The sequence below is a fragment of the Ochrobactrum sp. WV_118_8 genome (assembly GCF_039631535.1).
GTDB lineage: Bacteria > Pseudomonadota > Alphaproteobacteria > Rhizobiales > Rhizobiaceae > Brucella > Brucella anthropi.
On the sequence record NZ_JBDIUZ010000001.1, the window covers coordinates 1923356 to 1949306 of the forward strand.

The window sequence follows — 25951 nt, forward strand, 5'->3', positions numbered from 1 at the left end:
TACATCTCCAGCCACTTGATGTCTATGCGTCACGCATATATCGTTGATGGATGGAGCCGGAGGCAGCCAAGTATCATTTTGGTGCACTTGCGCTCGCGGTGGCTGACAGCATCGCGAGTGCCTCAGCCTCGCTTTCGCCGAGCGGACCAGCGGCTGCGCTGATGATCTTTCTTAGTGTTGAGCCTGGGGTCCCTATCAGCGTCCTAGCTAGCCGGCTTCGTCTTTCCCATGCTGGGACCGTGCGATTGATCGACAGGCTTGAAACCGGTCATCTGGTCGAACGGCGGCGACACACCGTCGACAAACGGGCGCGTTTCATCCACCTCACCAATTCCGGTGAACAGATGACTAAAGCCTTGCTCAGAGCGCACGAGCAGGTGATCGCGGCGTGGGTCTCGCCCCTATCGCCCATCGACCTGAACGACCTAGGCACGTTGTCCGAGCGGCTTCTTCTCGAAAGCGGGTTGAACAAAAGTGAGCTCGCAAGCCTCCAGCATCTGGGCGGCGACCCGAGGCGACGACCTACTGAAAACGCAACGCCAGCCCGCTCGCCACCCCGGCGCCCTTCGAAGAACGACTGACCAGAATTTAAATCAGGCTTGATACTTTGGAATCCATCGCGTTCGACCTTCTCATATGCATGCTGGCATTCTGGTTTGGGTATTCCGCAAACCGAGGTGGGACATGCCTGGTCGTGGCTGCTCACGAGTTGCAGAAACGACGCCGACCAAGAATGTTCGTCGGATTTCTTGCGGCGTCTGCAGCGGCGGGCCTTGTTGCTATTCCGCTCGCTTGGTCTGGGTCGCTGAACGCGACCCTGGCACCCTCGACGAACGTCAACGCCTTTCTCCTAATCGGCGCCATCGCCTTCGGCTTTGGGGCGCTCATCAATGACGCCTGTCTGCTTGGATCGTTGGCACGGTTAGGCGATGGCGAAATGCGACTGCTGGCTCTTCCTGTGGGACTAGCAGTCGGGATCTTGATTGCCGATCATGGTCGGCCCGGCTCTCTCGTGACATGGACAAGTGTTATCGGGAGCCCAAGCATTCCTGGGGCCGCTATGGTTCTCGCCCTTGCGGTTGTACTCGCGCTGGCGATGATGTTCGTATCGACGAAGGGTGCATCGCGAAAAAGACCGGGGTGGGCGTTTGGCGCCTCAATGATTGGCCTCGGTATCGCTGGTGGACTTCTCTACGCCCTGTCACCGGCTTGGACGTTCGCTGACCTGATCCAACGCGGCCTTCCTCTTCGAATGACGCCAACAGGCGAGGTCGCACTCGTTGCGGTCATTGCCTCTGTTGCGGGAGCAATCACGGCATCCGTGCGTCAGGGACGTTTGCGTTTTCAACGGCCGACGGTTGCCGGCATTCTGCGATCGATTGTCGGTGGAGCGTTGATGGGAATAGGTATCGGCCTCATACCCGGTGGCAACGACGCTTTGATCCTCGCCGCAGTGCCTACACTCTCTCCGGGCGGCATAGTTGCCTACCTCGTGATGACGACGACGATCGTTTTTGGATTTGAAGCGCGTGACAGGCTTTTCAAGAAAGGTCCATCAGGCCACGGGAGAGTGTAGATGGTCTTGGGCCGATCATGAGACCCGTGAATATCGACATATTAGGTCATACGCCTGCGTTGCCCCATCCCCCTAATTGCCGTCTCGAAGGATAGTGCGTCGAGCATACGGTTGTGTGCATGTAGGCGTGGTCACGGCAGGAATGAGTGTCTGTCGCCGCATACCCCAGCTCCGGCGCGAGAATCTGAGGTTTCAGACATCGTCGGTGCCTACCGGCCCGCCTTCGCCCTCCATCCGATTAATGGCACGCACGTCCTTAGCGTTGAACTTAAGCCTCACGCCTGATCCCGCGCGATGATCCTCATCGATGAAGACGGCGCCGCCCCGTTCGAGCGCGTCACGCAACCGCGTCAGTTCCGAAGCTGCAAGCACGCTACCGCCGGCCTCGAACCGGGCTAACGTCTCCTCGTCCAACTCAGCGATCTTGGCGACGTGCGATCGCGGCCACTGAATCAGGGCTCTCGCTGCGCGCGCCAATGGTCCAGTCATGCTCATCGATGCTTCCTTCTTTGGAAAACCCACCTTTTCGCAAAGTGACGACTTTGCGGGCACTCGATCGGCTAAATGAGCTTCGCCATTGCGACCGCGGTATCCGCCATGCGCGTCGCAAAGCTCCATTCATTGTCGTACCAAGCAAGCACGCGAACCATCCTGCCATCGACAACATCTGTTTGGGGAAGTGCCACGATTGAGGATTCCGTCCGATGGTTCAGATCGACCGACACCAAGGGCTCTGTCGTGAAGGCGAGCACCCCACTCATCGCACCGGCGGCAGTCTGACGGATGGCGTCGTTCACCTCGTCTATCGAAACCTCACGCGACGTCGAAACAGCCAAATCTATGACCGACACGTTCGGCGTTGGGACGCGGATGGACGAGCCGTGAAGCTTACCTTTTAGTTCCGGCAGCACGCGGCCAATCGCGTTCGCAGCCCCGGTGGAAGTCGGAATCATTGAGAGTGCGGCTGCGCGGGCGCGGTAGAGATCCTTGTGGACGGTATCCTGCGTCGGCTGGTCACCGGTATAAGCGTGAACCGTGGTCATATAGCCTCGCTCTATGCCGCAGAGGTCGTTCAGTACCTTCGCGACAGGCGCGAGGACATTGGTCGTGCATGAGCCATTAGATACGACGACGTCGTCAGCGGTCAGCGTGTCGTGATTGACCTTGAAGACGATCGTCTTGTCTGCCCCATCGCTCGGCGCGGAGATGAGCACGCGTTTTGCTCCCGCACGAATGTGCGACTCGGCCTTCTCCTTGGATGTGAAGAAGCCCGTGCATTCGAGCGCCACGTCAACACCAAGCTCATCATGGGGCAGGTTTGCTGGATCGTGTTCCGACGACACCCTGATTTTACCGGACCCGACGTCGATCCAGTCTTCGCCGAGGTCGATCGAACCGCGAAAGGGACCATGAACTGAGTCGTACCTCAGGAGGTGTGCCAAGGTAGCGACCGGCCCGAGGTCGTTGATCGCAACCACTTCGACGTCCTCTCGACGTAGTTCGACGATCGACCGTAAGGCTAGTCGCCCGATCCGACCGAAACCATTGATTGCGACCTTAACCGTCATGCCTGTCTCCCCTGGCTTGCCCTACTGACTAGAGCATACGCCATTCACTCAGTGACGCATGGCGCATGAACTCGCCTCTGGCAGCATGTTCGTGCCGACACATTTATGTATGCGTCACGCATAGACCTATCTGCGTGGGTGCTTGGGGTCAACGTGGCAATGTCGGCGCGGACTTTGGACCACAACGCGAAGTGGCGCTGCAAAGATGTGATTCGGCCTCAAGGCAGCCGGAACCACGGCAAGCGACACCGATCTATAGCCGCCAGGTATCGGCATTCCGTACGCCGCCATGATCTAAATAGCGGACTTTCGATATCCAGTGTCATCGCTGGGGTGTCGTAAGCCTCTGTGAATCCGGCTTTTTCTCCTCTCGCTTGCCGACCGGCACCACACGGGTATGGCTTGCTGTCTATGCTTCGCGCACATATAGATGTGGCAATGGATGAACCTCGCGATCGAAATATCTTTGGGGCGTTCGCACTCATGATCAGCGACGACATCGTTCGCGCTAGTTCATCGCGGGCGCCGGAAGCTGGACCCGCAGCATCGGCCCTGGCGTTGATTGCGCACATGCCTGGGCTCTCGATTCGCATGCTCTCTATCGGCGTCGGCCTCTCCCATGCAGCGACAGTCCGTTTGGTGGATCGGTTAGCGGCTGAGGGATTGGTCGAACGCCGTGAGCATTTCACGGATGGTCGCACCCGGTCCCTCTATCTCACTGCGGCGGGCAAGATAGCGAGCGACGAAGTCCTTTCCTCGCGCGACGAGGTGATCGCAGAGGGGTTATCCATCCTAAGCCCAGACGAACTGAAAGTTCTCGGCGCCATAGCGGAACGCGTCTTACGCAATCGCCTGGAAAATCTTGAGCATTCTTATCGTATCTGCCGCTTGTGTTGCTATGAGGGTTGCACGAACTGCCCGATCGATGCCGAGTTGCATGAGCGTGGCGTAGATCGCGAAAACAGCGGCGAGGCGTAGGACTATCGCAATCGCATCACTCAGTGTTGAGCAATGAGATATGCCGCCAGAAATCCCACGACCGTGATGAGCCCTATGAACGGCGGCGCCTTTTCGAAAGCTTCGGGTATCATGGCTTCTGCCAGCATCGCTATGACGGCGCCGGCCGCGAAAGAAAGAATGGCTGGCGCCTGAGTTGATGCCGAAACGAGGAGAAGATTTCCTACACCGGCGGCAACGCAAACGAGTAGGGGAATGCCGACCCAGACCGCGTAGATATAGCTTCGAGGTCGGCCCGCAACCTTCATCCCTGAAGTGCTCGATAGGCCCTGCGGCACATTAGCGAGAAAGAAGCCTGCCACGACGGCCAGGCTGATTCTGCCGCCATCAGCCACCGACATCCCGATCACAAGGGCCTCTGGAATTCCGTCGAGAACGCTGCCGAGCGCAATTGCGGCACCACTACCACGGTGCTCCTGTTCAGTGGCCTGCTCCGTGCATTCACCGCATCGCTTTCGATGCTTCGCGCCTTGGCGAGACAGAAACCAGTTTGTGCCGCTGAAGATCGCAGCTCCGGCGAGCAGCGCGAAGATCGAAATTGGGCCCATCCCGGCCGAAACGCGATCGCCGATGAGTTCGGTAGCGACAACGGCAATCAACACGCCGCCACCAAAGCCCATAACTGCGGAGATCATGCGGTGAGTAAGTCGCCCGAAAAGCACGTCCGCCAGCACCGCCCCCACCAGCAGTCCACTACCCGATAAAAGGCCCCACAAGCCGGCGATCACGTATTCCGGCATCATGGCGGTGACCCGGCTGCCAGCACGTCAAAGCGCGAGCACCCTTGCAGCAGTGTTGTCGATGATAGTCGAAGCTCGCTCATCGCTTCGCTCGGTCCAATCGCCAGGTCGGTCGCGCGAAGTGGCAGCTATAGCCACCGGGTTCACGCATGAGATATTTCTGATGCTCGGGCTCAGCCTCCCAGAAAGATTCTTCCGGGTTGATCTCGGACACGACTGGCCCAGGCCAGCGACCCGACGCTTCGATCTCGGCGATCGTCGCTAACGCGATGTCCATCTGCGCTGCGGAAGTATAAAAAATGGCCGATCGATAGCTCGGGCCTACATCGCTGCCCTGTTGTTCATACGTTGTTGGGTCGTGAATCTGGAAGAACAGTTCAAGAAGCGCTCTGTACGTCAGGATCGACGGGTCGAAAGTTACCTCGACGGCTTCCGCATGGCCATAATGCCGCGCATAAGTCGGATCTGGCATCTCGCCGCCGATATAGCCAACACGCGTGGACACGACGCCATTCGCGCGGCGCAGCAAATCTTCGAGACCCCAGAAACACCCACCCGCGAGTATCGCTCGATCGGTTCGCGCCGGCGCCTGGTCTGTAGCGGGCAGGCTCTCCATCCGTTTACCCTTAGCTCTGTATACCAAATCAACTCGACGACGCCGCACCGGCAGGCTGACCGCCGCTCGAAAGCTCGGTCTGCACATCAGAACCCCGGACGAGCGTCAGATCGACGGGACACCGATCCGCGATCTCAAGAATGCGCGCGCGTTGATCATCGCTGAGCGGCCCATCGAGAACGATGGTGCGTGTGAAGCGGTCAGGCGGCATCATGTCCGCCACCTTCTCGTGCCGCACGGTCGTCGTCGCTCTTTCGAGCGGGAAGCCCTTGCGGTCGGCGTAAAGGCGCATCGTCATCACCGTGCAGGCAGCTAGCCCGGCTGACACCAGTTCGTAGGGAGACAAGCCGCTCCCAAGACCTCCGACCGATTCCGGCTCGTCGGCGAACAGAGTGTGCTCGCCACTGCGCACCGTGAGCTGGAACTTTCCCGCGAGCGTCTCCGATGCAACGACACCTTTCGCCGCCTCGACCTGCGGAAGATCCGCCGCAAGCGGCGGAAGAAAGCGGCTGGCCCACGCGGCGACCATAGCTGAGGCGTAGTTCGCATCTTCGACGTCGGTGAGAAGGTGATCCGCCGTGTCGAGCGAGACAAAGCTCTTAGGATGTCGTGACGCGACGAAGATTCGCGAGGCATGCTCGATGCCCACGACTTGGTCCACCGGCGAATGCATGACCAGCACCGGACGTCGAAGCGCGGCGATGGACTTCTCGATGTCGGCTCGCTCTACCGTTTCCAGGAAGGTGCGGCGGATGAGGAACGGCCTGCCAGCGATCTCCACAGAGGCCTCGCCCTTGCTCGCTATCGCGTCGAGGTCGCCAGGCCGGAACACGCGCAAGATATGCTGAAGGTCGGCCGGCACACCGATCGTCACCACCGCTGCGACATCCGGCAGCTCGGCGGCGGCTACGATCGCTGCCGTGCCACCCAGGCTGTGCCCGACAAGGAGGGCGGGTGGCATACCGGCAGCCGCCATGGCCTTCGCGGCTGCCCTCAGATCGTCGACGTCAGAAGCGAAGCTTACCTCTTCTTCCGCGGCACTCGCGAGCCCTGTGCCGGCGAAGTCGAACCGCAAGACGCCGATACCAGCCCGCGAGAGCGCGCGTGCGATGTGGACGGCGGCGCGACTGTCCTTCCCGCAAGTGAAACAATGGGCGAAAATCGCCCAGCCGCGAGGAGTCCCTTCCGGCGCCTCTAGGTGCCCGGTTAGCTCCGACGCCGCTCCCCCGGCAAACTTGAACCGTGTTCCTGCCATATGCTTCGAGCCTCCAACGGCGGCTTGGCAGGTGCACCGAAACCCTTCGAACCTGACCCGGAGCACCATCGACCCGAGATAACCGCCAAGGCATTCTTTTTATATGCGTGGCGCATATAGACAAGCCCCTAAACCACTATTATATGCGTCGCGCATACTTCTGTGGCCATAGTCAGATTGGTCCACTGGGGTGGCATTCGTCAGGCGCAGGCCAAAGGGCTATGGAACTCAATCAGGTCAGCTATTTCATCAACTTGGCCGAGACGCTGAATTTCACTGCGGCTGCTCGCCTCAGTGGTGTGTCACAACCAAGCCTGACCCGAGCGATCCGCCGCCTGGAGGAGGAACTCGGTGGACCGCTTATCTATCGTGACGGGAAGAACAGCCGGCTAACGAGCCTGGGTCAGGACGTCGAGCTGGAATTCCGCCGAATGCTGGTTGCGATGAAGAGCGTAAGACATCACTCGGAAAACTGGGCGATGGGGCGGCATCGCGTTCTCGATGTTGCTGTCGCCTCCAGCGTCGGCCCGAGGGCCTTCACAGCCTTTTTCGAGAGCGCTCTGGAAGAGGTGCCGTCCATCGAGATCAAACTGCACTCGCTCCAGTCGGGCGAGGACACGTCGGAGGTGCTCTCAGGCAAATATCACGCGTGCATCCTGCCTCGCGAATCCAGGCCGGATCGTAAACTTGATGTGCGTCCTCTCTTCCGGGAGCGTTTCGTGCTCGGCTGCGCTGCAGATCACCCCTTAGCGGCGTGCGAAGTCGTTCGTGGCGAAGACCTGCTCTCTTTCCCGTTTGTAGATCGACTGAAATGCGAATGCCGCGATCAAATCCTCGATCACTTCGCGCGTCGAGAGGTGCGGATACGTCCTCGCTTTCGCTCAGATCGAGATGATTGGGTGCAGCGCATCGTCGCCGAAGGTCGGGGGGTATGCATTCTGCCCGAACGCTCGGCCACCACCCACGGCTTGATCACCAGGCCGATCGAGGGCTTCGCTATCGAGCGTGAGATCGTGATTGCCACCGTGTCCGGATCTACGGCACCGGTCGAGATACGAAAAATCGCTCAGCTTGCAGCCCGATACGAATGGAGTTGACCCGCCAAGCAAGAGGCATGTGCGGTATAGAAACTATACGCACGACGTATTGGATTAATGTTGGGGCCACTGCGATAGTTGATGTGAGTATCGACGTGATAAATTGAACGTAGTGTGCCTGACCCTCTAACTAAGTAATGGAGATTCACCATGAAGTTTGAAAAGTCGCAGGCAGCAATCGAACGCCTGACCCCGGAACAACGCCGGATCACCCAGCAGGACGGCACCGAGAGGCCCTTTACCGGCGAGTATAACGACAACAAGGAGGCGGGCATCTACGTTGACGTCGTATCCGGCGAGCCGTTGTTCGCGTCGACGGACAAGTTCGAGTCGGGCACTGGCTGGCCGAGCTTTACCAAGCCGATCGTCGCGGCTCACGTGAACGAAGTGCGAGACAGCTCGCATGGCATGGTTCGGACGGAGGTTCGCTCGGTGCACGGCGACAGCCATCTTGGCCACGTGTTTCCGGACGGGCCGTCTGACCGCGGCGGCCTGCGCTACTGCATCAACTCGGCATCACTTCGATTCATCCCGCGCGATGAGATGGAAGCCGCGGGCTATGGCGAATATCTCGACCAAGTAGAGGAGGCCTAACATGCAACAGCGCGCTGTTCTCGCTGGCGGATGCTTTTGGGGAATGCAGGATCTGATCCGCAAGCAGCCCGGCATCGTTTCGACCCGCGTCGGCTACACCGGTGGCGACGTGCCGAATGCCACGTACCGCAACCATGGCACTCATGCAGAGGGGATCGAGATCACCTTCGACCCGACAGTGACGAGCTACCGTAATATCCTGGAATACTTCTTCCAGATCCATGATCCGACGACAAAGAACCGCCAAGGCAACGACCGCGGCCTCTCCTATCGGTCTGGCATCTATTACGTCGACGAGGAGCAGAAGCGCATCGCCGAAGATACGATAGCCGACGTCGATGCGTCCGGGCTGTGGGACGGCAAGGTCGTCACCGAAGTCGAGCCCGTGGGTGACTTCTGGGAAGCGGAGCCGGAGCACCAGGATTATCTGGAGAAGAGGCCGGGCGGATATACCTGCCATTTCCCGCGCGCTAACTGGGTGCTCCCGAAGCGTAAAGACGCTGGCGACACCCAGGCTGAGGCCGGCGCGGCAGCGGAATAACTGCAGCGACAATTGCGGCTGAGCCCCTGGGTCGCACCATCGGACCCGCATCCACTGATGGTGCGGGTCTGAAACCCAGCTAATCAAGCGGTCAGACCGCTCCTCAGCCATCGAGTTGTTAGGATCGCCACATCATGCCAGACCTTTCTTCGTTTCCGATCACACAACGCTGGCCGGCATCCAACCCCGACCTTCTGCAGCTCTACGCCGCGCCCACGCCCAACGGCGTCAAGGTCTCGATCATGCTCGAGGAGATCGGCCTGCCGTACGAGCCGCACTTTATCGACATCTCTAAAAACGAAAGCAAAGATCCGGCCTTCGTTTCACTAAACCCGAATGGCCGCATACCTGCGATCATCGACCCAGTGGGCCCGGACGGTAAGCCGCTCGGCGTTTGGGAATCCGGTGCGATCCTCGTTTATTTGGCCGAGAAGACCGACCAGCTCGTCCCGAGAGCATCAGCCAAGCGCTACGAGGCGCTAAGCTGGGTATTCTTCCAGATGTCGGCGATTGGCCCAATGTTCGGTCAACTCGGCTTTTTCTTGCGTTGGGGCGGTAAGGACTACGAGGATAAGCGGCCTCAGCAGCGGTTCGCCGACGAGTCCAGACGTCTTCTAGGCGTCTTGGATCGCCAGTTGGACGGGCGCAGCTGGATCGTTGACGACTACTCCATTGCTGACATTGCGACCCTCGGTTGGGTGAACGCCCTGGTTGGCGCCTACGATGCCGGCGACCTACTGCGGTTTAGCGATCATTCGAATGTCCGAGCGTGGCTGGATCGCGGCCTTGCGCGCCCAGCAGTCCAACGTGGGCTGCTCATGCCGGCGAGATCAGCATGAGTGTCATCGCTGCATATTACTACAACGAGGGTCGGCGTATCCGAGAAGTGGCTATCGACGAACGCGTCGAGCTCGACAAGAACCGTTCGGGCTTCTGCTGGATTGGGCTCAGCGAGCCTTCCGTCAACGAACTGAGGGCGCTTCAGGCGACCTATAATCTGCATCCTTTGGCGATAGACAACGCGATGCACCCGATATGCCCGCCCAAGCTCGAAGTTTATAACGGCGAGCTTTACGTCGTCGCCCAGACAGCTGAGCTGGTCGGGGACCGCATACGTTACGGCAAGACGGCGATCTTTACTGGCCATAACCATCTTATCACCGTTCGCCACGGCAACGCCGGGGCATTGGGCAACCTTCGAGAGCAACTCGAGCGTTCGCCCGCCCAATTCGGAAAGGGCGTCGATTACGTCCTCCACGCGATCCTTCACCGGATCGTGGATCAGTATCTGCCCATCTTCGAAATGATCGAGGATGACGTACTTGCGATGGAGAGGCGGTCGCTCGACGACTTCCTTGGGCGAGAGGACGTTGCTCGCATCTTCGGCCTGAGATGCGAGCTGACGCGCTTTCAGCGCACCCTTGGCGCTATGGCCGAACTGGTGCGCAAGCTCGTGCGCGGACACTTTCCCTGCATCAGCGCTGAGGTGCGACCCTACTTCAACGACGTTGCGGACCATGTTGATCGTGTCCAGTCCATGGTCGATGGCCTCCTGCAGGTGCTATCCACTGTATTCGAGTTCAGCAGCCTTCTCGAAGCGCAAAGAATCGGGGTCGTCACACGCCAACTTGCGGCATGGGCCGCGATCCTCGCAGTGCCGACAGCGATTGCAGGCATATACGGCATGAACTTCAAGAACATGCCGGAACTGGACACGGCTTACGGCTACTTCGTCGTGCTCGGTGTCATGCTGATGTTCTGCCTCTTCCTGTTCGTGCGGTTCAAGAAGGCCAAGTGGCTGTGATCGCTGCGCGCGAGCCTCAACTAGATCCAGCAGGCTGCCGCGCGCCGTCCACAGCCGCCCTTCCGTCCCAACGTGAACTCGAGGTGCATCAATGACCGCCCAAGTGACCGACGTTCTAGAAGCAGTGCAGACCTTCGTCGCGAAGGGCTATGACCGCGAGTACCGCGTCAAGGACGGCAACCTAGTCGATCTCGAACTGGGATCGATGCTCGATCCATGCTCCATTCGCGTCGACGCAGCGCTGCGTCTCGAAAGCGGGGACGGTGCCGAAGATGCTTCGAACATCTACGCGATCACCGATCCCGCGACCGAGCGAAAAGGTTTGCTGATTGATGCCTTCGACGTGTTCGACGAGATTTGCCACCGTGATCTTTCCGAGCGCCTCCTGGAACATCGTGAGATAACGCCTGCAGGCGACGAAGGCGTTCCGAGCAAGCATGGGCTGCGGAAGGTCTATAAGGCCGAATTCGATCGCGAACCCGAGCGTTACGTTCTTCGAGAAGGCTTCCCCGATTTTCCGGCATGCCCGTTCGGGGGCGCATTCAGCATTCTCGGCTTCGATACCGCAGAACAGACGTATGTCTGGCTCGTGACCAGCATCATTCGGGATCCTCGGCTGATCAGAATCCCCTACCAGGGCGAAGACGTCATCATCGAAGAATAACGGTGCCGGCTGCGGAACGCGGCCTTTCAACGGCTTGCTTCGATAGATCGGCTTATCATTTCAAATTGCAATGCAACGAGGTGCAGATGGATTGGAATAAGGACCACATTCGGGAAACGATGCTGTCGTTGGAGACCGCTGCTCTGCAGAGCGCTCGCGACAAGTATCTCGATTATGTTTCTACCGCTCGCTTGGATCGGAGCGAGTCGATCGAGAACGACGAACAGGCACAAGCCGAGATCGCGAGCGACTTCGCCGAGGCGCTCGACGATACGCTGGACGATTACGCCGACAAGCTCGACAAGCTCAGAACAATCGACTTCGGACCGAAGACGGCGGTTACAGAAGGGGCGGTCATCAAGTTGTCGGGTCGCTACTTCGTCGTCGCGGTGTCAACGGACAAGTTCGTCTGCCATGGGCGCGAGCTTATGGGCATATCGACGATGGCGCCGATCTTCGAGGTAATCGACGGGGCTCAGGCTGGCGAGACGGTTCAATTCAACGGCCGAGAGCTGAAGGTCGAAGCTGTCTCATAGCAAACGGTCGCCGGGGCCGCAGCGCTAGTTCCGAACGCTCTGCGGCTCGTCCTGGGTTCGTATCATCGCATCGAGAGAGGCGGTGATCATCGGCGTACTCGGACAACGTGTCGCCTTTACCTCGATTGCGGAGCGAGAGCGACCGCGTAGGCCCGCTAACACCGCTAGCATGGTCAGCAGGACAGCAGCATAGACGAACAGCCCACCAGGCCCGACACGATCCATCACCACGCCCCCGACAAGTGGTCCGGCCGCCGTTCCGATCCCGTTGAGCAGCAGAAGCCCTCGCGCGGTGCCGAGCAGCCGCCCTGGAGGAAGGTCGTCGTTCGCGGCGGCGAGACACAGCGAGTAGATCGGGATGCCAAAACCGCCGAAGAGCGCTCCCGCCGCAAGAAGGACGGGCAAAGGGGCGTCTGCCGCCACCGACACGCCGATGGCTGCCACGGCGGATGCCAGCGCCGCTCCTGCGATGACCAGGTTCCTGGACACCCGGTCGGAGAGCCAACCGAGCGGCCATTGCAACACAAGCGTTCCTCCGAGAACCGCGGCCATGAAGGCGGAGATGCCGGCGACGTCGAGACCAATCCTTTGCGCGAAATTAGGCCCCATGCCCCAGAAGCCGCCTATGGCCAGCCCGGCCAAGAAGACGCCGATCGACGCCAAGGGCGAAACAGAAAAGAGATCCCTGAATGCAACCGACTCGTGCCGTACGTCGGCCGGCGAATGACTGGGGAGTAGAGTGATCGGAACCACTGCGGCAGATATCAGCAGCGAGACGATGAGGAAAAGTGTAACATCGGCGGGTGGAGCGATGTTGAGGAGCGCCTGTCCGGTCGCCCAAGAACCCATGGAGACAACGCCGAAAATCGACAAAAGCTGACCGCGTGTGGATTGAACCGCGTGGGCATTGAGCCAGCTTTCCGTTGCGAGGATCATTCCCGCATATGCGAAGCCGGTCACGAGCCGAAGCGGCATCCAAGCTACCGGATTTACGAACGCTACATGGAGAAGGGCGGTCATCGATGCGATCGCCGCAAAGCCGGCGAAGGTCCGTACGTGCCCCACCGACACAATGATGCGAGGCAAAACCAGCGCGCCAATCGTGAAGCCTGCGAAGTAGAACGACATCATCGCGCTGATCGCGGCGGCCGAGAAGCCCTCCTGACCAGCTCTGACGATCAAGAGCGTGCCCAGCAGCCCGTTGCCGAGCAGCAAGATGGCGACGCTCAACAGCAAGGCGGCTACTGGCGCGAGGACGAGACCACGCGTGCAAGCAGCCTTCACGTTGTCCAATGCCTGGCTCATTTCAGAGCCTGTCGCGGAACTCGATACTCCGCAGCGCTGATGAATTGATCAAACGCCTCGCACCAGATGACAACTGCGCTGTAATCGTCAACGTCGACGCCTCTTGGCACCGCCACGATGAACCCAGCGAAGGTCTTCACATCTCCCAGCAGAACTGAAGAGCCTTTGGCTTCAAGGAAGTCCTGTTTGGTGTCTACAAACCGGGGCGCGAGGTAGACTTTGTAATCCGGACCAGGAGACAGACGCCCAAGGTGCACGATCCGATCGGGCGCGACACGAACCTCTCCGTCACCCCAGTGCAGTAGATCACTGCCCTTAAGATCGCGTGCAAACCGCCCCACGTAGACCGCTTTCGAAGCAGAACTCTGGAGCGCGGCTTCAGTGGGCGCAGGCGGCGCAGTCAGGATCGGCAGCAGATAGATCCCACCGGCGAAGCCTATGGACATGACGAGGATGTGAGTCCCGGTGAGGATCAGCCAACGCGGCATAGCGTCACGCCCGCTCCAGTTCCGCCACAAGACGATCTGCTTCTAGATGGAAGTCAGAGAAGACAATGTAGCCATCGGCATCGATCACCACAAACCAAGGCGTTCCCCGGGTATGATAATCCCCCATGAGCGTTGGGAACGGTGCACCTGGTGGTGGCTCGTCGTGACCAAAGGCGACAGGTAAGCCGTACTGGAGCTGATTGACGCGCAGTTTTTCGAATGTGTTCTCTTGCGCGCCTTCGAAAACCGTTTGGACGACCGCAAACCCGACGCCTCTGGATTCCAACGCCCCATGCAATCTTTGAAGCGTGGGAAAGCCATGCAAATGGCAACCACGGCACCAGTGCTGGAACGCGAACAGAATCTTCGGTCCGCTACCGATGTCTGAGAGCTTGAGGGGCACGTCAAGGCGGTGTCCGTCTCCGCCGATCCAATGTTGCACACGAAGCTCGGGCGCTTGTGCTCCGGTAGCGCTCATCCGCTTTCTCCAACCTCAATGCAGAAGCCCGATGTCTGGCCGAGCATTGCGGCGGCAGGCGAACTGCTGTCCTGATCTGCGCTCTTTGGCTTGAGGTCTCTTGATCGATTCGATCGAGTTTTCGTCCGATCCTTGCCTCAGGAAACCAAGATTTCCGCAGCAGCAACTATGAATTGTTACGATCCACAATACCAATAGCTGCTCGGTATAGTTTCCATACCACGTACCCCGTTGGTGGGGCGGTTCTCCCTCAGCGCTCTTGACGGCCACTTCTCGAGCTGTGCGCCACAGGGAGCGCGCGCTTGTGCGCCGTCGCGCGGTATGCGCTTGCGATCGTCCCCGCAACTGACTCATTCACGGCTTTACCTTCGAGGAAATCGTCGATTTGGTCGTAGGTCACGCCATAGACATCCTCGTCCGGTCGCAACGGCGCGCCATCATCCAAGTCTGCGGTAGGAACCTTGCCGATCAGCTTTGCCGGTGCGCCTAAGTACGATGCTATCGCGCGCACGCGCCGTTTGTTCAGGCCCGCTAGCGGCAAGAGGTCGGCTGCTCCATCGCCGAACTTAGTGAAGAATCCCATCACCGCCTCCGCAGCATGGTCCGTCCCGATGACCAAACCCCGCAAGCTGCCTGCAAGTGCGAATTGCGCCACCATGCGCTGACGCGCCTTGATGTTCCCGAGAACGAGATCGCGTTCGCTCGAATCTGCGGGGGCGAGACCAGCATTCAACACCTCTTGCCAGATATTGTCCGTCGCCGGTTTCACATCGATCGTGACTGTTCGGTCGGGCTTGATCGCTTGCAGGGCAAGTTGCGCGTCGGCTTCGTCGGCCTGCGTGCCGTATGGCAATCGGACTGCCACGAATGCACTGTCGTAACCGCGCTCGCGCAGTGTCCTCACAGCCGACTGCGCAAGCAGACCTGCAGTGAGAGAGTCGATACCTCCACTGATGCCCAGGATGAATGCGCGAAGACCCGATCTCTCCAGGTAGTCGCTAAGAAACCTGGTCCGGCCTACCGTCTCACGTCGCGCGTCGAATGAAACGGAGACGTTGAGCGCACCGATGATCTCGGTCTGGATGGTCATCTCGATCTTTCATTGTCGCGCAGCGCGCATCCACGCTCGCAGCGAAGCGTGTGCGCGAGGGAGCATACCCTGGCAGTTTGCCGAGGGGAACGCAGTTGCGACTCTTGCAAAAAGCTATCGAAACTATAGCGAACAGGCATTGGTCAAACTTGGCGATATGCCGCTATAGTATCTATGCAATCGTCGCAGCTCATAGCGGGCGAAACTATTGTTGTATCGTAGAACACGCCGGTGATCCAAGATTCAGCCTATCGGAAAGCTCGACCTTTGCTTGCGCGAAGTTGTTGTACCTAATAGTCTGTAATGAACCCGGCTCCGGTCTGTCGTGACAAGCAAGGGGGTTCGACATGGTCACCAGAGGTTTTACCGGCCGCGGTTCAGGCGGCGACCACTCGAACCGAATCCCGCCTGGTCAGCACCTCGTTGAAAATTTTCCGGTTCTGACAGCGGGACCGACGCCGCGCATTGAGACATCCGACTGGAAGTTCACGGTCAAGATCGGCCCGAGACCCATTAAGGTCTGGAATTGGGGCGAGTTCAACGCCCTGCCTAAAACGAAGGTGACCAAAGACATTCACTGTGTGACGTCCTGGTCCAAGCTCGATACTGCATGGGAGGGCGTGCTCATCGAGGACATCCTTGCGGCAGCAGGGATTGAGCGGCCAACCGACTTCGTCTTGGCGCATTGCTACGACGGGTATTCGACGAATGTTCCTTTGGCCGACATGTTGTCGGGGAAGGCGATGATCGCTCTGAACTACGAGGGCCAGCCACTTCCACGCGATCATGGAGGACCGGCGCGCCTCCTCGTTCCTCACCTATACTTCTGGAAGTCCGCAAAATGGGTGAACGCGCTGCAATTCACAACGCGTGATGAAGCCGGCTTCTGGGAGCTGCGTGGATACCACATCTACGGCGATCCTTGGCGCGAGCAGAGATACACCCATGACTGAGATCGGCGCGCAACCCGCGTTTTGGCAGTCCTGCTTCATCGAAGAAATCGTCCAACAGACTCCGAGTATCAAGAGCTTCTTCCTGCGGTTGGGGAACCCGTTCGCTCATGTCGCGGGCCAGCACGTCGATGTCCGTCTGACCGCGCCCGACGGCTACACCGCGATGCGAAGCTATTCGATCGCCTCGTCGCCCACTTCATCTCCGATCCTTGAACTTGCCATCGAGCGCCTTCACGATGGCGAGGTCTCACCGTTCTTCCATGATATCGCAGCAACCGGCGACGAGATCGAACTCCGTGGGCCGCTCGGTGGCCATTTCCTATGGCCGGAGCCTGCCGACGAGCCAGTCCTACTGATTGGGGCGGGCTCCGGCGTGGTGCCGCTGATGTCGATGATCCGCCAGCGCCGATCCCTAGCGCAGACGGTCCCAGTTGCATTGCTCCTGTCGGCGCGGACCGCCCAAGACGTGCTGTTCTCCAGGGAACTGCACTCAATTGAAACGGACGATCCAGCATTCAGCTTGGCGCTGGCGATCACCCGCGAGGCGCCCTTGCGCGCGTCGGACTTTGATCGGCGCATCGACGGCTTGATGGTCAAGGAGACAATCTCCCGTCTCGGCCGAAACCCTTCGCAGGTGTTCGTCTGCGGCTCCAACGGCTTCGTCAACATCGCAACGGACGGTGCGCTCTCGGCAGGCCTCGACCCCTCAATCATCAAGACTGAGCGGTATGGTGGTTAAACGCAGCGAACCGCCCACGCTCATCCTTCTTTTTCCGATTCCCAGGAGATCAGTATGAGTCGCTTTGCTGAACCTGTTTTCGTCGCGGCTGGGCTGCGGACACCCTTCGGTCGAGGTAGCGGGGCGTTGGCGAACTACGACGCGGTCTCGTTATCCGTGCCCGTGGTTCATGCGATGGCGAATTTAGCCGAGCCCGATCTGGCTGTTTGGGGAACCGTCATACCCAACCTGGGATGGAGCAACATCGCTCGGGAAGTTTGGCTGGACGCCAAGCTCAACCCCAGCATCCCCGCGTTCTCCGTTGTCCTAGCGTGCTCGACCAGCATGACTGCAACCTTCGCTGCGGCAGGACTACTTGGTGGCGGGACAGACCTGACAATGGTCGGCGGCGCAGAGGTCATGAGCAGGCCGTCGCTCGCCTTAACCGCTGAAGCATCCAAGCGATTGACCGATCTGTTCGGGCAGGATCCGGCCGCGGCACTTTCGGCGCTGCAATCGCTGACGCCGCGCGACTTCGTGCTCCCAACCAAGGGGTGGGCCAACCGTATCACCGGTCGGACGATGGGCGATCACATGGAAGAGACCGCCAAAGCTTGGCGTGTCTCGCGCGAAGCTCAGGACGACTGGGCTCTGAAGAGCCACCAGCGAGCCGTCGCCGGTTGGGACAACGGCTTCTTCGACGACCTTGTCATCTCTCTGCCGGAGTTGGCGCGCGACGCGAACCCGCGAGCAGATACGTCTGCCGAGCGCCTCGCCGCCCTAAAGCCAGCCTTTGATCGGGAGAGCGGACAGGGCAGCCTGACGGCCGGCAACAGTTCCCCCATCACCGATGGAGCGGCCGGCTGCTGGGTTGCCAACGACGCGGGTCTGAGGAGACTCCCTGCCGGTACGCCTTTCGCGCGGCTCGTCGACTACGAAGTGTCGGCAGTCGACCTCCATTCGGAAGGGCTCCTGATGGCGCCTTCCTACGGGATACCGCGCTTGCTCGCGCGGCATCGCCTCGGCTTCTCCGACATCGCTCTGTGGGAGATCCACGAAGCGTTCGCTGCCCAGGTGTTGGCCAATGTCGCGGCCATCGCCGATCCGGATTGGGTACGCGAAAAGGCCGGCGTCGAGGCCGCCATGGGCGAGTTCGATTGGAATCGAGTCAACCCCAATGGCGGTTCGGTAGCCATCGGACATCCCTTCGGGGCGACCGGCGCGCGCGATCTTAGCCAAGCGGTGAAGGAACTGTGGGCCCTGCCGGTTGGGTCGCGAGGGATCGTCAGCATCTGCGCTGACGGCGGCCAGGGCACCGTTGCTCTTCTTGAACGCGTTTGACCGGAGGATATTGATGAAGGCAATCCGCTTCCACGAATTCGGTGCTCCCGGCGTACTCCGCTACGAGGATGCTCCAAAGCCCGCCGTCAGGCCAGGCGAGGTTCTCGTCCGAGTGCATGCGGCTGGCCTCAATCCTCCAGATTGGTATCTCAGAGAAGGGTACAAGGCGCTGCCCCCCGAGTGGAGACCGTCGATCGAGTTGCCGGCCATACCCGGCTCGGACGTGTCTGGGATCGTTGAGGCTGTCGCCTCAGATGTCACAGCGTTTTCGCCGGGTGACGAAGTTTTTGGAATGATCCGATTCCCAAGTTTTGGCGAAAGCCTGGGATATGCAGAGTACGTTTCGGCACCGGCATCAGATCTGGCGCTAAAACCTCGCGGCCTCGACCATGTTCATGCCGCTGCAGCGCCGATGTCGGGACTGACCGCGTGGCAGTACCTGATAGAGCTGGGTCATAGCGAACCCAATCCCCTGCAGCCCGGGAGGCACGACCCGGTCCCGTTGGAAGGCAAAAGCGTCATGATCAATGGCGCCGGCGGCGGTGTCGGTCACCTCGCACTGCAGTTAGCAAAACACAAGGGCGCGCGCGTGATAGCTGTCGCGTCAAGCCGACACGAGACATTTCTGCGCGATCTCGGCGCCGACGAATTCATCGACTACACGAAAATCAAGGCGGAAGACTCGGTGCGCGAGGTGGACCTCGTCGTCGATGCAGTAGGTGGCCCGACAGCCAGTCGCTTCTTGCGTTCGATACGTCGCGGCGGCGCGCTTTTTCCAATCTTTCCGCTTGGCTTCGAGGGACACGATGAAGCCGCTAACCTTGGCGTTACGGTCTCTGCAACACAGGTCCGATCCAACGGAGCCCAACTCGCCGAGTTAGGCCGATTGCTGGACAGCGGGACCGTTCGCGTCGCGGTCGATAGCACGTACCCCCTCTCGGAAGCGGCTGCCGCCCACGAGCGTGCTGAGGCGGGTCATATTCAAGGCAAGATTGTCCTCATCGTCGAAGGTGGCGATGCTGCAGTGACGCGTGAGGCTGGGACATCGGCGCGGCAGTGGCCGCCTCGCGTGCAAGGACATTGACGTGCTGAGCCTGAGCGCCAGTGCGGCCGACGTGGGGGCGGTTCAGCGAGCGAAGGCGCTTGCTGAACTCATGGTTCTCGACACACCGGACGAGCAGTCCTTCGACGATCTCGTGTTCGTTGCGGCCAAGGCCTGTGGCGTTCCTATCGCTCTGATTACGCTTCTCGACACAGACCGACAATGGTTCAAGGCCAAGTACGGGCTCGACGTGTGCGAGACGGATATCGAACATTCGGTCTGTCGGATCGACATCGATAAAGGCGACCTCCTAGAGATCGTCGATTTGACAGCCGATGCGCGAACGAAACGCAATCCACTTGTCACCGGCGAAAAGCACTTCAGGGCATATGCTGGCGCGCCGCTTGTCCTTCGATCCGGGGCGGTAGTCGGTCGGCTGTGTGTTATCGATACAGCTCCGCGGCCGGCAGGGCTGAGCGAGATGGAAAGGGCGATGCTCCAGGCGCTTGCCCGTCTCGCCAGCGAGAATCTCGAACTGCGTCGAATCGCCAAGGCTAGCGAGCGCCTAACTGAACTCCAGACCGCTCTTGTTGAGATCGGTGAGGTAATCCGCAGCAGTAGCGGCACAGAGGAGATGACGTCTGGCACCTCTGCCATCGTTGGTCGGACCCTCGCCACGGACCGAGCCGGGTTTGGAACCGTCGACCATGACGTTGAGACGATCAACGTTGAAACACACTGGACCGCACCGGGTGTGATGAGCATCGCCGGTCGACACCGGCTTGACGAGTTTGGGAGTTTGCACAAGCCACTTGTCGATGGCGACCCTCTGATAGTTAGGGACGCCCTGTCTGACGAGCGCGCGCTGCACAATCTCGATGGCGCGTTGCGTATTGGTATTCGCGCAGTGATCGACATGCCAGTGCGCGATCAGGGCAAGACAATTGCCGTTTTCTTTGTGCATTGCGGCACCCCCCGGCTATGGCCTGCCGAAGAGATTGCATTCTTGCGGAGCGCTGCAGACCGACTTGAAGCAGGGGTCGCTCGGCATCGTGCCGAGCAGCGCCAGCACATCGTAAATGGTGAAATCGCGCATCGCCTGAAGAATACGCTCACCATGGTTCAGGCTATCGCGAGCCAAACCTTGCGAACCGTCACCGACCGCGATGCTGTTTATGCCTTCGAGCGCCGGCTGATGGCGTTGAGCGCAGCACACGACGCCCTGCTCCAGACAAGCTGGACACAGGCTGATCTCCAAGCTGTTGCGGCGACCGTCATAGACGCGATCGGATTTTCGGATCGGGTTAGAATGACCGGATTGCCCGTGGCGCTAGGGCCAAGAGCGGCGCTGTCCTTTTCCCTCATCGTGCACGAACTTCTGACGAACGCCTGCAAATACGGCGCTCTGACGAATGACTATGGGAAGGTGTCGCTGTCTTGGGGCGTCAAAGACAGCCAGGACGGCGATCTGCTGAAGATCGAGTGGCGAGAGAGGGGCCGACCTCCCGTTGTGCCGCCGACGCGTAAAGGCTTCGGCTCAAAGCTAATCAGCATTGGTTTGGTCGGTACTGGTGGCGTCGATCTTCGCTTCGATCCAGAAGGCCTCGCGGCGGACCTGCATGCCTCTATGCGCCAGTTGGTCCAGGCTTGATGGAGTACGTGTGTGGAATGAACAAACCAGTCGTGCTTGTCGTGGAAGATGAGCCACTTCTCCGTCTCTTTGCATCGGACATGATTGAAGAAGCCGGCTTCGAAGTGCTGGAAGCATCAGATGCCTCTGCTGCGCTCGTGGCTTTGGAAGAACGGCGCGACATCCGGGTCGTCTTCACCGACGTGGACATGCCGGGCGGCATCGACGGCATCATGCTAGCCATCCGTATTCGAAACAAATGGCCGACCATTCAGATCATAATCACGTCCGGAAGGCCGTGGCCGGAAGAAGCTGTTGTCCCAGCGGATATTCCATTCTTCTCCAAGCCATACCGGCAAGACCGGGTGCTGGATGCGGTCAGGAAAATGGCTGCGTGATGACCTGGATCTTGCGGCCTGCCTCAAATCAGCCGTCACGTAGTTTTGCGCCCTCGCTCCCAGCCGTTCGAGAGTCGCGGTGATACTTAGGTTCTGCCGCGAAGGACTCACGTCACGCGTCAACGATTGGAGATGCAAAATGAAGCCAGAAGTCCTCCTCTATGTCACGAGTTGGTGCCCATACTGCCGCAGAGCGAAAGCGCTGCTTACAAAAAAGGGGGTAGCGTTCACGGAAGTCGACATCGAGGCTAGTGTGCGGGTTTCACTAATTCACGGACACCTTTTTCAGTAATATGCGGACAGCCATTACGGTAATTCGCGGACAGCGATTTCAGTAATGTGCGGACAGTTCGCGCGCGTTTTTGCAGGTGCCGATTGCGCATGATTTTCTTCCTGTTTTCACCAGGAGGAACGATGCCAAGACGGAAGCAAGCAAAGCGTATTACGATGAGAGATATTCGTTCAATATTACGACTGACCTTCGAACAGGGGCTGTCGGTTCGCGAGGTTTCAGAGCGACTTCGCATTGGGAAGACTGCGGTTTCAACCTATCTGCACCGGGCTCGGCAGGCAGGTATTTGCATGTGGCCGATACCTGCTGCCTATGATGATGACATCCAGCTTGAGAGACTGTTGTTCAAACAGGCCGGCCGGCCAGCCCAGGATACGCAGGAACCGGATTTTGCGTATGTTTCGCGGGAACTGAAGCGTAAGGGCGTGACGCTGACCCTTCTGTGGCAGGAGTATCGCACGGCGCATCCTGATGGTTATGGATACACGTGGTTCTGCACGAATTTTGCAGCTTTTGAGCAGAGGCTGTCCCCGACCTATCGCAATCGGCATGAGGTCGGAGCCACCATGCAGACGGATTATGCGGGCCAGACGGTGCCGCTCATCAATCCGAAAACCGGAGAGATCCGTCAGGCACAGATCTTTGTCGCGGTTCTTCCCGCGTCCAATCTGGCCTTCTCCTATGCCAGCGAGAGCCAGAAACTTCCAGACTGGATCGAAGGGCAAAAGCGGGCGCTGATCTATTTTGGCGGTGTGACGAAGGCCATTGTCTGCGATAACCTCAAATCCGGTGTCGCAGTTGCCCTATGGTTCGAGCCAACGATCACCGCGACCTTCGAAGCGTTTAGCGAACATTATGGCACGACCGTATTACCGACACGGGTGAGACGGGCCCGGGATAAGGCAAAAATCGAGGGATCGGTTTTAATCACCGAGCGCTGGATTCTGGCACGGCTTCGCAATCAGACTTTCTTCTCACTGGAGGACCTGAATGCCGCCATTGGCAAGCTTCTGGAAGATATCAACAACCGCCCCATGCGCCATTACGGCAAATCCCGGCGCGAATTGTTCGAGGAGCTTGAGCGCACTGCTCTTGCTCCACTGCCCGCGACAGACTTCGAATATGCGGAGTGGAAATCGGCGAAGGTTCACCCCGATTACCATATTGATGTAGCCAAAACCTTCTATTCGGTACCGCACCAACTGATCGGCAAAAAGGTTACCGTGCGCCTCACACATCAAGTGGTCGAAATATTCTTTAACCACAAGCGGGTCGCATCTCATCGCCGTCGTTCCGAGCGCAACGGGCACGTCACGGTGAAGGAGCATATGCCCAAATCCCATCAGCGGCATGCCGGGATGAATGCGGCAAGCCTGATCCGGGATGCCAGCAAGATCAGCGTCAACACAGGTATCTTCGTTGAACGGGTCATCCGCGACAAACCACATCCCGAACAGGGATACCGTGCGGCGCTCGGCATTCTTTCCCTTGCCCGGCGCTACGAGCATGATCGCCTCGACGCCGCCTGCGAGCGGGCGCTTGTCATCAATGCGCTGACCTACACCTCCGTCCGTTCCATTCTGCAGGCGGGTCTCGACCGGGCAAGCCCGGCCGAGGAAGTCAGAAAGCCACTGCCCACTCATTCCAACATTCGCGGTCGTGGCTATTACCATTGAAATCGCTGGCAATAATGCTGGCGCCCTGCCTGAAGCCCTGAAGCGCTACGCAATGTGGGAAGCTTCGCGCCCCAGGGGCTTCAGGCCTATCGATCGAGCTGACAGCACTAAACGTAGTCTATCAGTATCGGCACCCCCCAAGAAAGAAGGAATGACAATGCTGACCAATCCAACGCTTGAAAACATGTACACGCTTGGTCTGTCGGGCATGGCAATGGCCTGGCGGGAACTGTCTGAACAGCCAGACGCCCGGGCGATGAACAAAGAAGAGTGGTTGGGCCTTATGCTCGACAGGGAGATCGCCGTACGCGCCGACAAGCGGCTGACGACACGTCTGGCGGCCGCAAAGCTACGCTTCCCGGAAGCCTGTGTCGAAGACATTGATTTCCGCGCGGCCAGAAACCTCGACCGCCGTGCGACAATGGCGCTGGCGCAAGGGCAATGGCTTAAGAACCATGAGAATTTGATCGTGTGCGGGAAAACCGGTACGGGCAAGTCATGGCTGGCCTGTGCTCTGGGCCGTCAGGCCGCACGACATGACCATTCGGTTCTCTATGTCCGCGCGCCTCGTCTCTTCGAGGATCTCGCCATGGCAAAGTTGGATGGCCGCTATCCAAGGCTCATGAACCGACTGATGAAAGTGCAACTGCTGATCCTTGATGACTTCGCCACTCATGTCCTCAGCGAACAGCAGCGCTTCCATCTCTTCGAGATTATCGAAGAACGATACCAGCGCAGGTCAACGCTCATCACGGCTCAGGTCCCCGTGAATGCCTGGCATGACCTCATCGCAGACGCCACGGTCGCCGACGCAATATTGGACCGCGTCGTGCACAATGCTCATCGCATCAATTTGGAAGGAGATAGTATGCGCAAAGCCAAATCCGGAATTGACACCATACCCAATATGCACGACGAAAGAACAGAAGGCTGATTAACAACAGACCTGAAAAACGCTGCGGCTGAACTGTCCGCGAATTAGCGAAACAAGTGTCCGCGATTTAATGAAATCGCTGTCCGCGAATTCTGAAATACGCAGCTAGTGCGGAAAACCGAAAAGCGATGATCGACGTCTCAGGTCGAAGGACCGTGCCGCAGATATTCATCAACGGCACGCATGTGGGCGGCTCTGACGAACTCCATGCCCTCGATGCCAGAGGCGGGCTCGACCAGCTGCTCGCCATCGGACGGCCACCAGTGACGTGAAATGGAGGAGAAAGAATTCGATACGGCTTTCGCTAAGCTACCGGACGGATATAGTGGGGGCACTTACAAAGCCCGGCGCTTCGGCGTTACAGTCCGCCGCTCCAAAGATGGCCGACGTAACAGCCTTTTTGCCCGAGAGCTGGCTGGAACCGATATCGTTAGCTTCAACCTGTACCGCGTCTCAGCGGGCAAGGCTTCACTCAAGCCGTGTGAGATGTCCGCAGAAAAGGTCGTGGCGTTCGTGCTCCACTTTCGACCGGACGCATGAGCTTGGCTTCACCGCTAAACGTGGTGACCGTGATGGGCGCGAACCTAGGCCCCTAGGCTCGTTTCTGGTCGCCTGAACTATCGAAACTATAGTTACAGGTCATTGGACTTCATCCTGACGTAAATTCATTTTCTGTACCTTAGCGTGCGAAAGAATCGGCGCTGGTCTGTTGTGCAAGCCATGATCGAGAAAGTCCAAGCGATGACAAACTCCAGTGCTGCAACCGCGCCTTCACCTTCTGACCTGGACGAAAGCGCGACCATGACGGTCGCGGATGCGCTGAAGATCATTTTGGCGAACAGCTATGCGGTCTACCTCAAGACCAAGAACTTTCATTGGCATGTCTCGGGCCCGTACTTCAGGGACTACCACCTGCTTCTCGACGAGCAAGCCGCGGAGATCCTCGCTGCTACCGATGCTATGGCTGAGCGCGCCCGGAAGACCGGTAATACGACCATCCGATCGATCGGCGATATCGCCCGCCACCAGACGATCAAGGACAACGACGCGGAGTTCGTCACGCCGCAGGACATGCTGACGGAATTGCGCGCTGATAATCTTCATATGGTCGAGTCGCTGCGTCGCGCAAAGGACGTCGCCGATCAGGCGAAGGACAATGCGACCTCCGGCCTGATCGATACCTGGACCGACGAGGCGGAACGCCGTGCGTGGTTTCTTTTCGAAGTCAGCCGATAGGATTGCTGCTCAACGGATCGGATCGTTTCATGGCGTCTAACGATGCGCAGACCCAGTTTATTCAGACAGAGGGCGGTAGGATAGCCTTCGACGACACGGGCAAGTCCGACACCGCAGCGTTCCTAGACGAAGTCTCCGTGCCAAGCCTCATCGTGATGGGCTCGAAGGATCCAGACTTCCCGGACCCTGTCGAAGAAGCTCGGAGCTTGGCTTCGAGGATCAATGGCGGAACCATGATTGTCGCGGGCGCCGGGCACTACCCTCATGTCGAAATGGCGGACGATGTCGGACAGCGTATCATCGCGTTCGTAAGCCAGCTCGATAGGTCCGGCCTAGCCGTTTTGCCTTTGCGCAGGAGTTGA

At 59.0% G+C, this 25951-nt stretch carries 31 protein-coding genes; 22 read left to right on the forward strand and 9 right to left on the reverse strand.

What is annotated here, in order from left to right; genetic code table 11:
- Nucleotides 1–50: 50 nt before the first annotated feature.
- Together ABDF71_RS09315 and ABDF71_RS09320 are read left to right on the forward strand one after the other, a co-directional pair.
- Nucleotides 51–581, forward strand: coding sequence for a MarR family winged helix-turn-helix transcriptional regulator (locus tag ABDF71_RS09315; protein ID WP_088217343.1), 531 nt, complete (start codon nucleotides 51–53; stop codon nucleotides 579–581).
- A 59-nt stretch (nucleotides 582–640) separates the two neighbouring features.
- Entirely contained in the window at nucleotides 641–1576 is a 936-nt protein-coding gene (locus ABDF71_RS09320; protein WP_223850409.1) for a YeeE/YedE thiosulfate transporter family protein, read from the forward strand.
- Between the two features lie 192 nt (nucleotides 1577–1768).
- On the opposite strand, the gene ABDF71_RS09325 is transcribed toward ABDF71_RS09320, so the two are convergent.
- Both ABDF71_RS09325 and gap read right to left on the reverse strand, forming a co-directional pair.
- The gene (locus tag ABDF71_RS09325) at nucleotides 1769–2128 is read right to left on the reverse strand and encodes an XRE family transcriptional regulator (RefSeq protein WP_202988009.1); all 360 of its coding nucleotides are present in this window, start codon (nucleotides 2126–2128) and stop codon (nucleotides 1769–1771) included.
- Nucleotides 2129–2136: 8 nt separating this feature from the next.
- Entirely contained in the window at nucleotides 2137–3144 is a 1008-nt protein-coding gene (gap, locus tag ABDF71_RS09330; protein ID WP_088217340.1) for a type I glyceraldehyde-3-phosphate dehydrogenase, read from the reverse strand.
- Nucleotides 3145–3627: 483 nt separating this feature from the next.
- On the opposite strand from gap, the gene ABDF71_RS09335 reads away from it, so the two are divergent.
- On the forward strand, nucleotides 3628–4122 hold the full coding sequence (locus ABDF71_RS09335) for a MarR family winged helix-turn-helix transcriptional regulator (protein ID WP_198650686.1): 495 nt from the start codon (nucleotides 3628–3630) through the stop codon (nucleotides 4120–4122).
- Between the two features lie 20 nt (nucleotides 4123–4142).
- On the opposite strand, the gene ABDF71_RS09340 is transcribed toward ABDF71_RS09335, so the two are convergent.
- From ABDF71_RS09340 to ABDF71_RS09350, 3 genes are all read right to left on the reverse strand, one after another.
- Nucleotides 4143–4904: a ZIP family metal transporter gene (locus ABDF71_RS09340; protein ID WP_500061479.1), complete on the reverse strand. Its 762-nt coding sequence runs from the start codon at nucleotides 4902–4904 to the stop codon at nucleotides 4143–4145.
- Between the two features lie 76 nt (nucleotides 4905–4980).
- Nucleotides 4981–5517, reverse strand: coding sequence for a peptide-methionine (S)-S-oxide reductase MsrA (gene msrA / locus ABDF71_RS09345; protein ID WP_088217338.1), 537 nt, complete (start codon nucleotides 5515–5517; stop codon nucleotides 4981–4983).
- Between the two features lie 28 nt (nucleotides 5518–5545).
- Complete coding sequence (locus ABDF71_RS09350) at nucleotides 5546–6772, reverse strand: bifunctional alpha/beta hydrolase/OsmC family protein (protein ID WP_500061480.1); 1227 nt, start codon at nucleotides 6770–6772, stop codon at nucleotides 5546–5548.
- Between the two features lie 221 nt (nucleotides 6773–6993).
- Between ABDF71_RS09350 and ABDF71_RS09355 the strand changes: the two genes are divergently transcribed.
- The 7 genes from ABDF71_RS09355 to ABDF71_RS09385 all read left to right on the forward strand — a co-directional run bounded on the left by ABDF71_RS09355 (nucleotide 6994) and on the right by ABDF71_RS09385 (nucleotide 12008).
- A complete protein-coding gene (locus ABDF71_RS09355) occupies nucleotides 6994–7869 on the forward strand; it encodes a LysR family transcriptional regulator (protein ID WP_167387108.1) in 876 nt (291 codons plus the stop codon).
- Between the two features lie 150 nt (nucleotides 7870–8019).
- The gene (gene msrB / locus ABDF71_RS09360; RefSeq protein ID WP_037520575.1) at nucleotides 8020–8463 is read left to right on the forward strand and encodes a peptide-methionine (R)-S-oxide reductase MsrB; all 444 of its coding nucleotides are present in this window, start codon (nucleotides 8020–8022) and stop codon (nucleotides 8461–8463) included.
- A gap of 1 nt (nucleotide 8464) precedes the next feature.
- Entirely contained in the window at nucleotides 8465–9004 is a 540-nt protein-coding gene (gene msrA, locus ABDF71_RS09365) for a peptide-methionine (S)-S-oxide reductase MsrA (RefSeq protein WP_088217335.1), read from the forward strand.
- A gap of 134 nt (nucleotides 9005–9138) precedes the next feature.
- Nucleotides 9139–9843, forward strand: coding sequence for a glutathione S-transferase N-terminal domain-containing protein (locus tag ABDF71_RS09370; RefSeq protein WP_088217334.1), 705 nt, complete (start codon nucleotides 9139–9141; stop codon nucleotides 9841–9843).
- Complete coding sequence (locus tag ABDF71_RS09375; RefSeq protein ID WP_088217333.1) at nucleotides 9840–10808, forward strand: magnesium and cobalt transport protein CorA; 969 nt, start codon at nucleotides 9840–9842, stop codon at nucleotides 10806–10808. The genes ABDF71_RS09370 and ABDF71_RS09375 overlap by 4 nt, the downstream gene beginning before the upstream one ends.
- A 91-nt stretch (nucleotides 10809–10899) precedes the next feature.
- Nucleotides 10900–11472, forward strand: coding sequence for a hypothetical protein (locus ABDF71_RS09380; protein ID WP_088217332.1), 573 nt, complete (start codon nucleotides 10900–10902; stop codon nucleotides 11470–11472).
- A gap of 86 nt (nucleotides 11473–11558) precedes the next feature.
- Nucleotides 11559–12008 carry a hypothetical protein gene (locus ABDF71_RS09385; RefSeq protein WP_088217331.1) on the forward strand — a complete coding sequence of 150 codons (450 nt, stop codon included), beginning with the start codon at nucleotides 11559–11561 and terminating at the stop codon, nucleotides 12006–12008.
- A 24-nt stretch (nucleotides 12009–12032) separates the two neighbouring features.
- On the opposite strand, the gene ABDF71_RS09390 is transcribed toward ABDF71_RS09385, so the two are convergent.
- The 4 genes from ABDF71_RS09390 to nadE all read right to left on the reverse strand — a co-directional run bounded on the left by ABDF71_RS09390 (nucleotide 12033) and on the right by nadE (nucleotide 15369).
- A complete protein-coding gene (locus ABDF71_RS09390) occupies nucleotides 12033–13313 on the reverse strand; it encodes an MFS transporter (protein WP_231771191.1) in 1281 nt (426 codons plus the stop codon).
- On the reverse strand, nucleotides 13310–13801 hold the full coding sequence (locus ABDF71_RS09395; RefSeq protein WP_088217330.1) for a DM13 domain-containing protein: 492 nt from the start codon (nucleotides 13799–13801) through the stop codon (nucleotides 13310–13312). The genes ABDF71_RS09390 and ABDF71_RS09395 overlap by 4 nt, the downstream gene beginning before the upstream one ends.
- Before the next feature lie 4 nt (nucleotides 13802–13805).
- On the reverse strand, nucleotides 13806–14279 hold the full coding sequence (locus tag ABDF71_RS09400) for a TlpA family protein disulfide reductase (RefSeq protein ID WP_088217329.1): 474 nt from the start codon (nucleotides 14277–14279) through the stop codon (nucleotides 13806–13808).
- A 250-nt stretch (nucleotides 14280–14529) separates the two neighbouring features.
- Complete coding sequence (gene nadE / locus ABDF71_RS09405) at nucleotides 14530–15369, reverse strand: NAD(+) synthase (protein WP_094514268.1); 840 nt, start codon at nucleotides 15367–15369, stop codon at nucleotides 14530–14532.
- A 347-nt stretch (nucleotides 15370–15716) separates the two neighbouring features.
- Here nadE and ABDF71_RS09410 point away from each other — a divergent pair, with 347 nt between their 5' ends.
- The 12 genes from ABDF71_RS09410 (at nucleotide 15717) to ABDF71_RS09465 (ending at nucleotide 25951) form a co-directional block, all read left to right on the forward strand.
- Complete coding sequence (locus ABDF71_RS09410; RefSeq protein ID WP_088217416.1) at nucleotides 15717–16322, forward strand: sulfite oxidase-like oxidoreductase; 606 nt, start codon at nucleotides 15717–15719, stop codon at nucleotides 16320–16322.
- Nucleotides 16315–17061 (forward strand): ferredoxin reductase, encoded by a 747-nt coding sequence (locus ABDF71_RS09415; RefSeq protein ID WP_088217417.1) that lies wholly within the window; start codon nucleotides 16315–16317, stop codon nucleotides 17059–17061. Before ABDF71_RS09410 ends, ABDF71_RS09415 begins: the two co-directional genes overlap by 8 nt.
- A 54-nt stretch (nucleotides 17062–17115) precedes the next feature.
- Complete coding sequence (locus ABDF71_RS09420; RefSeq protein ID WP_088217418.1) at nucleotides 17116–18381, forward strand: acetyl-CoA C-acyltransferase; 1266 nt, start codon at nucleotides 17116–17118, stop codon at nucleotides 18379–18381.
- A gap of 13 nt (nucleotides 18382–18394) precedes the next feature.
- Complete coding sequence (locus tag ABDF71_RS09425) at nucleotides 18395–19465, forward strand: NADP-dependent oxidoreductase (RefSeq protein ID WP_088217419.1); 1071 nt, start codon at nucleotides 18395–18397, stop codon at nucleotides 19463–19465.
- Nucleotide 19466: 1 nt separating this feature from the next.
- On the forward strand, nucleotides 19467–21074 hold the full coding sequence (locus ABDF71_RS09430; protein WP_500061481.1) for a sensor histidine kinase: 1608 nt from the start codon (nucleotides 19467–19469) through the stop codon (nucleotides 21072–21074).
- A 17-nt stretch (nucleotides 21075–21091) separates the two neighbouring features.
- A complete protein-coding gene (locus ABDF71_RS09435; protein ID WP_088217421.1) occupies nucleotides 21092–21451 on the forward strand; it encodes a response regulator in 360 nt (119 codons plus the stop codon).
- A gap of 139 nt (nucleotides 21452–21590) precedes the next feature.
- The gene (locus ABDF71_RS09440; RefSeq protein WP_500061482.1) at nucleotides 21591–21743 is read left to right on the forward strand and encodes a glutaredoxin family protein; all 153 of its coding nucleotides are present in this window, start codon (nucleotides 21591–21593) and stop codon (nucleotides 21741–21743) included.
- 122 nt (nucleotides 21744–21865) lie between these two features.
- On the forward strand, nucleotides 21866–23419 hold the full coding sequence (gene istA, locus ABDF71_RS09445) for an IS21 family transposase (protein ID WP_080514310.1): 1554 nt from the start codon (nucleotides 21866–21868) through the stop codon (nucleotides 23417–23419).
- 157 nt (nucleotides 23420–23576) lie between these two features.
- Nucleotides 23577–24353: an IS21-like element helper ATPase IstB gene (gene istB / locus ABDF71_RS09450; RefSeq protein ID WP_012090960.1), complete on the forward strand. Its 777-nt coding sequence runs from the start codon at nucleotides 23577–23579 to the stop codon at nucleotides 24351–24353.
- Nucleotides 24354–24445: 92 nt separating this feature from the next.
- On the forward strand, nucleotides 24446–24625 hold the full coding sequence (locus tag ABDF71_RS09455; RefSeq protein ID WP_500061661.1) for a glutaredoxin domain-containing protein: 180 nt from the start codon (nucleotides 24446–24448) through the stop codon (nucleotides 24623–24625).
- 448 nt (nucleotides 24626–25073) lie between these two features.
- Nucleotides 25074–25589, forward strand: coding sequence for a Dps family protein (locus tag ABDF71_RS09460; RefSeq protein ID WP_231771192.1), 516 nt, complete (start codon nucleotides 25074–25076; stop codon nucleotides 25587–25589).
- Nucleotides 25590–25618: 29 nt separating this feature from the next.
- Nucleotides 25619–25951 carry an alpha/beta fold hydrolase gene (locus tag ABDF71_RS09465; protein WP_088217424.1) on the forward strand — a complete coding sequence of 111 codons (333 nt, stop codon included), beginning with the start codon at nucleotides 25619–25621 and terminating at the stop codon, nucleotides 25949–25951.

What these genes read in the sequence shown, in the direction of transcription:
- ABDF71_RS09315 (WP_088217343.1), top strand. Translation starts at nt 51, where the DNA reads ATGGAGCCGGAGGCAGCCAAGTATCATTTTGGTGCACTTGCGCTCGCG.
- ABDF71_RS09320 (WP_223850409.1), top strand. Translation starts at nt 641, where the DNA reads ATGCTGGCATTCTGGTTTGGGTATTCCGCAAACCGAGGTGGGACATGC.
- gap (WP_088217340.1), bottom strand. Translation starts at nt 3,144, where the DNA reads ATGACGGTTAAGGTCGCAATCAATGGTTTCGGTCGGATCGGGCGACTA.
- ABDF71_RS09335 (WP_198650686.1), top strand. Translation starts at nt 3,628, where the DNA reads ATGATCAGCGACGACATCGTTCGCGCTAGTTCATCGCGGGCGCCGGAA.
- ABDF71_RS09340 (WP_500061479.1), bottom strand. Translation starts at nt 4,904, where the DNA reads ATGATGCCGGAATACGTGATCGCCGGCTTGTGGGGCCTTTTATCGGGT.
- msrA (WP_088217338.1), bottom strand. Translation starts at nt 5,517, where the DNA reads ATGGAGAGCCTGCCCGCTACAGACCAGGCGCCGGCGCGAACCGATCGA.
- ABDF71_RS09350 (WP_500061480.1), bottom strand. Translation starts at nt 6,772, where the DNA reads ATGGCAGGAACACGGTTCAAGTTTGCCGGGGGAGCGGCGTCGGAGCTA.
- ABDF71_RS09355 (WP_167387108.1), top strand. Translation starts at nt 6,994, where the DNA reads ATGGAACTCAATCAGGTCAGCTATTTCATCAACTTGGCCGAGACGCTG.
- msrB (WP_037520575.1), top strand. Translation starts at nt 8,020, where the DNA reads ATGAAGTTTGAAAAGTCGCAGGCAGCAATCGAACGCCTGACCCCGGAA.
- msrA (WP_088217335.1), top strand. Translation starts at nt 8,465, where the DNA reads ATGCAACAGCGCGCTGTTCTCGCTGGCGGATGCTTTTGGGGAATGCAG.
- ABDF71_RS09370 (WP_088217334.1), top strand. Translation starts at nt 9,139, where the DNA reads ATGCCAGACCTTTCTTCGTTTCCGATCACACAACGCTGGCCGGCATCC.
- ABDF71_RS09375 (WP_088217333.1), top strand. Translation starts at nt 9,840, where the DNA reads ATGAGTGTCATCGCTGCATATTACTACAACGAGGGTCGGCGTATCCGA.
- ABDF71_RS09380 (WP_088217332.1), top strand. Translation starts at nt 10,900, where the DNA reads ATGACCGCCCAAGTGACCGACGTTCTAGAAGCAGTGCAGACCTTCGTC.
- ABDF71_RS09385 (WP_088217331.1), top strand. Translation starts at nt 11,559, where the DNA reads ATGGATTGGAATAAGGACCACATTCGGGAAACGATGCTGTCGTTGGAG.
- ABDF71_RS09390 (WP_231771191.1), bottom strand. Translation starts at nt 13,313, where the DNA reads ATGAGCCAGGCATTGGACAACGTGAAGGCTGCTTGCACGCGTGGTCTC.
- ABDF71_RS09395 (WP_088217330.1), bottom strand. Translation starts at nt 13,801, where the DNA reads ATGCCGCGTTGGCTGATCCTCACCGGGACTCACATCCTCGTCATGTCC.
- ABDF71_RS09400 (WP_088217329.1), bottom strand. Translation starts at nt 14,279, where the DNA reads ATGAGCGCTACCGGAGCACAAGCGCCCGAGCTTCGTGTGCAACATTGG.
- nadE (WP_094514268.1), bottom strand. Translation starts at nt 15,369, where the DNA reads ATGACCATCCAGACCGAGATCATCGGTGCGCTCAACGTCTCCGTTTCA.
- ABDF71_RS09410 (WP_088217416.1), top strand. Translation starts at nt 15,717, where the DNA reads ATGGTCACCAGAGGTTTTACCGGCCGCGGTTCAGGCGGCGACCACTCG.
- ABDF71_RS09415 (WP_088217417.1), top strand. Translation starts at nt 16,315, where the DNA reads ATGACTGAGATCGGCGCGCAACCCGCGTTTTGGCAGTCCTGCTTCATC.
- ABDF71_RS09420 (WP_088217418.1), top strand. Translation starts at nt 17,116, where the DNA reads ATGAGTCGCTTTGCTGAACCTGTTTTCGTCGCGGCTGGGCTGCGGACA.
- ABDF71_RS09425 (WP_088217419.1), top strand. Translation starts at nt 18,395, where the DNA reads ATGAAGGCAATCCGCTTCCACGAATTCGGTGCTCCCGGCGTACTCCGC.
- ABDF71_RS09435 (WP_088217421.1), top strand. Translation starts at nt 21,092, where the DNA reads ATGAACAAACCAGTCGTGCTTGTCGTGGAAGATGAGCCACTTCTCCGT.
- ABDF71_RS09440 (WP_500061482.1), top strand. Translation starts at nt 21,591, where the DNA reads ATGAAGCCAGAAGTCCTCCTCTATGTCACGAGTTGGTGCCCATACTGC.
- istA (WP_080514310.1), top strand. Translation starts at nt 21,866, where the DNA reads ATGCCAAGACGGAAGCAAGCAAAGCGTATTACGATGAGAGATATTCGT.
- istB (WP_012090960.1), top strand. Translation starts at nt 23,577, where the DNA reads ATGCTGACCAATCCAACGCTTGAAAACATGTACACGCTTGGTCTGTCG.
- ABDF71_RS09460 (WP_231771192.1), top strand. Translation starts at nt 25,074, where the DNA reads ATGATCGAGAAAGTCCAAGCGATGACAAACTCCAGTGCTGCAACCGCG.
- ABDF71_RS09465 (WP_088217424.1), top strand. Translation starts at nt 25,619, where the DNA reads ATGGCGTCTAACGATGCGCAGACCCAGTTTATTCAGACAGAGGGCGGT.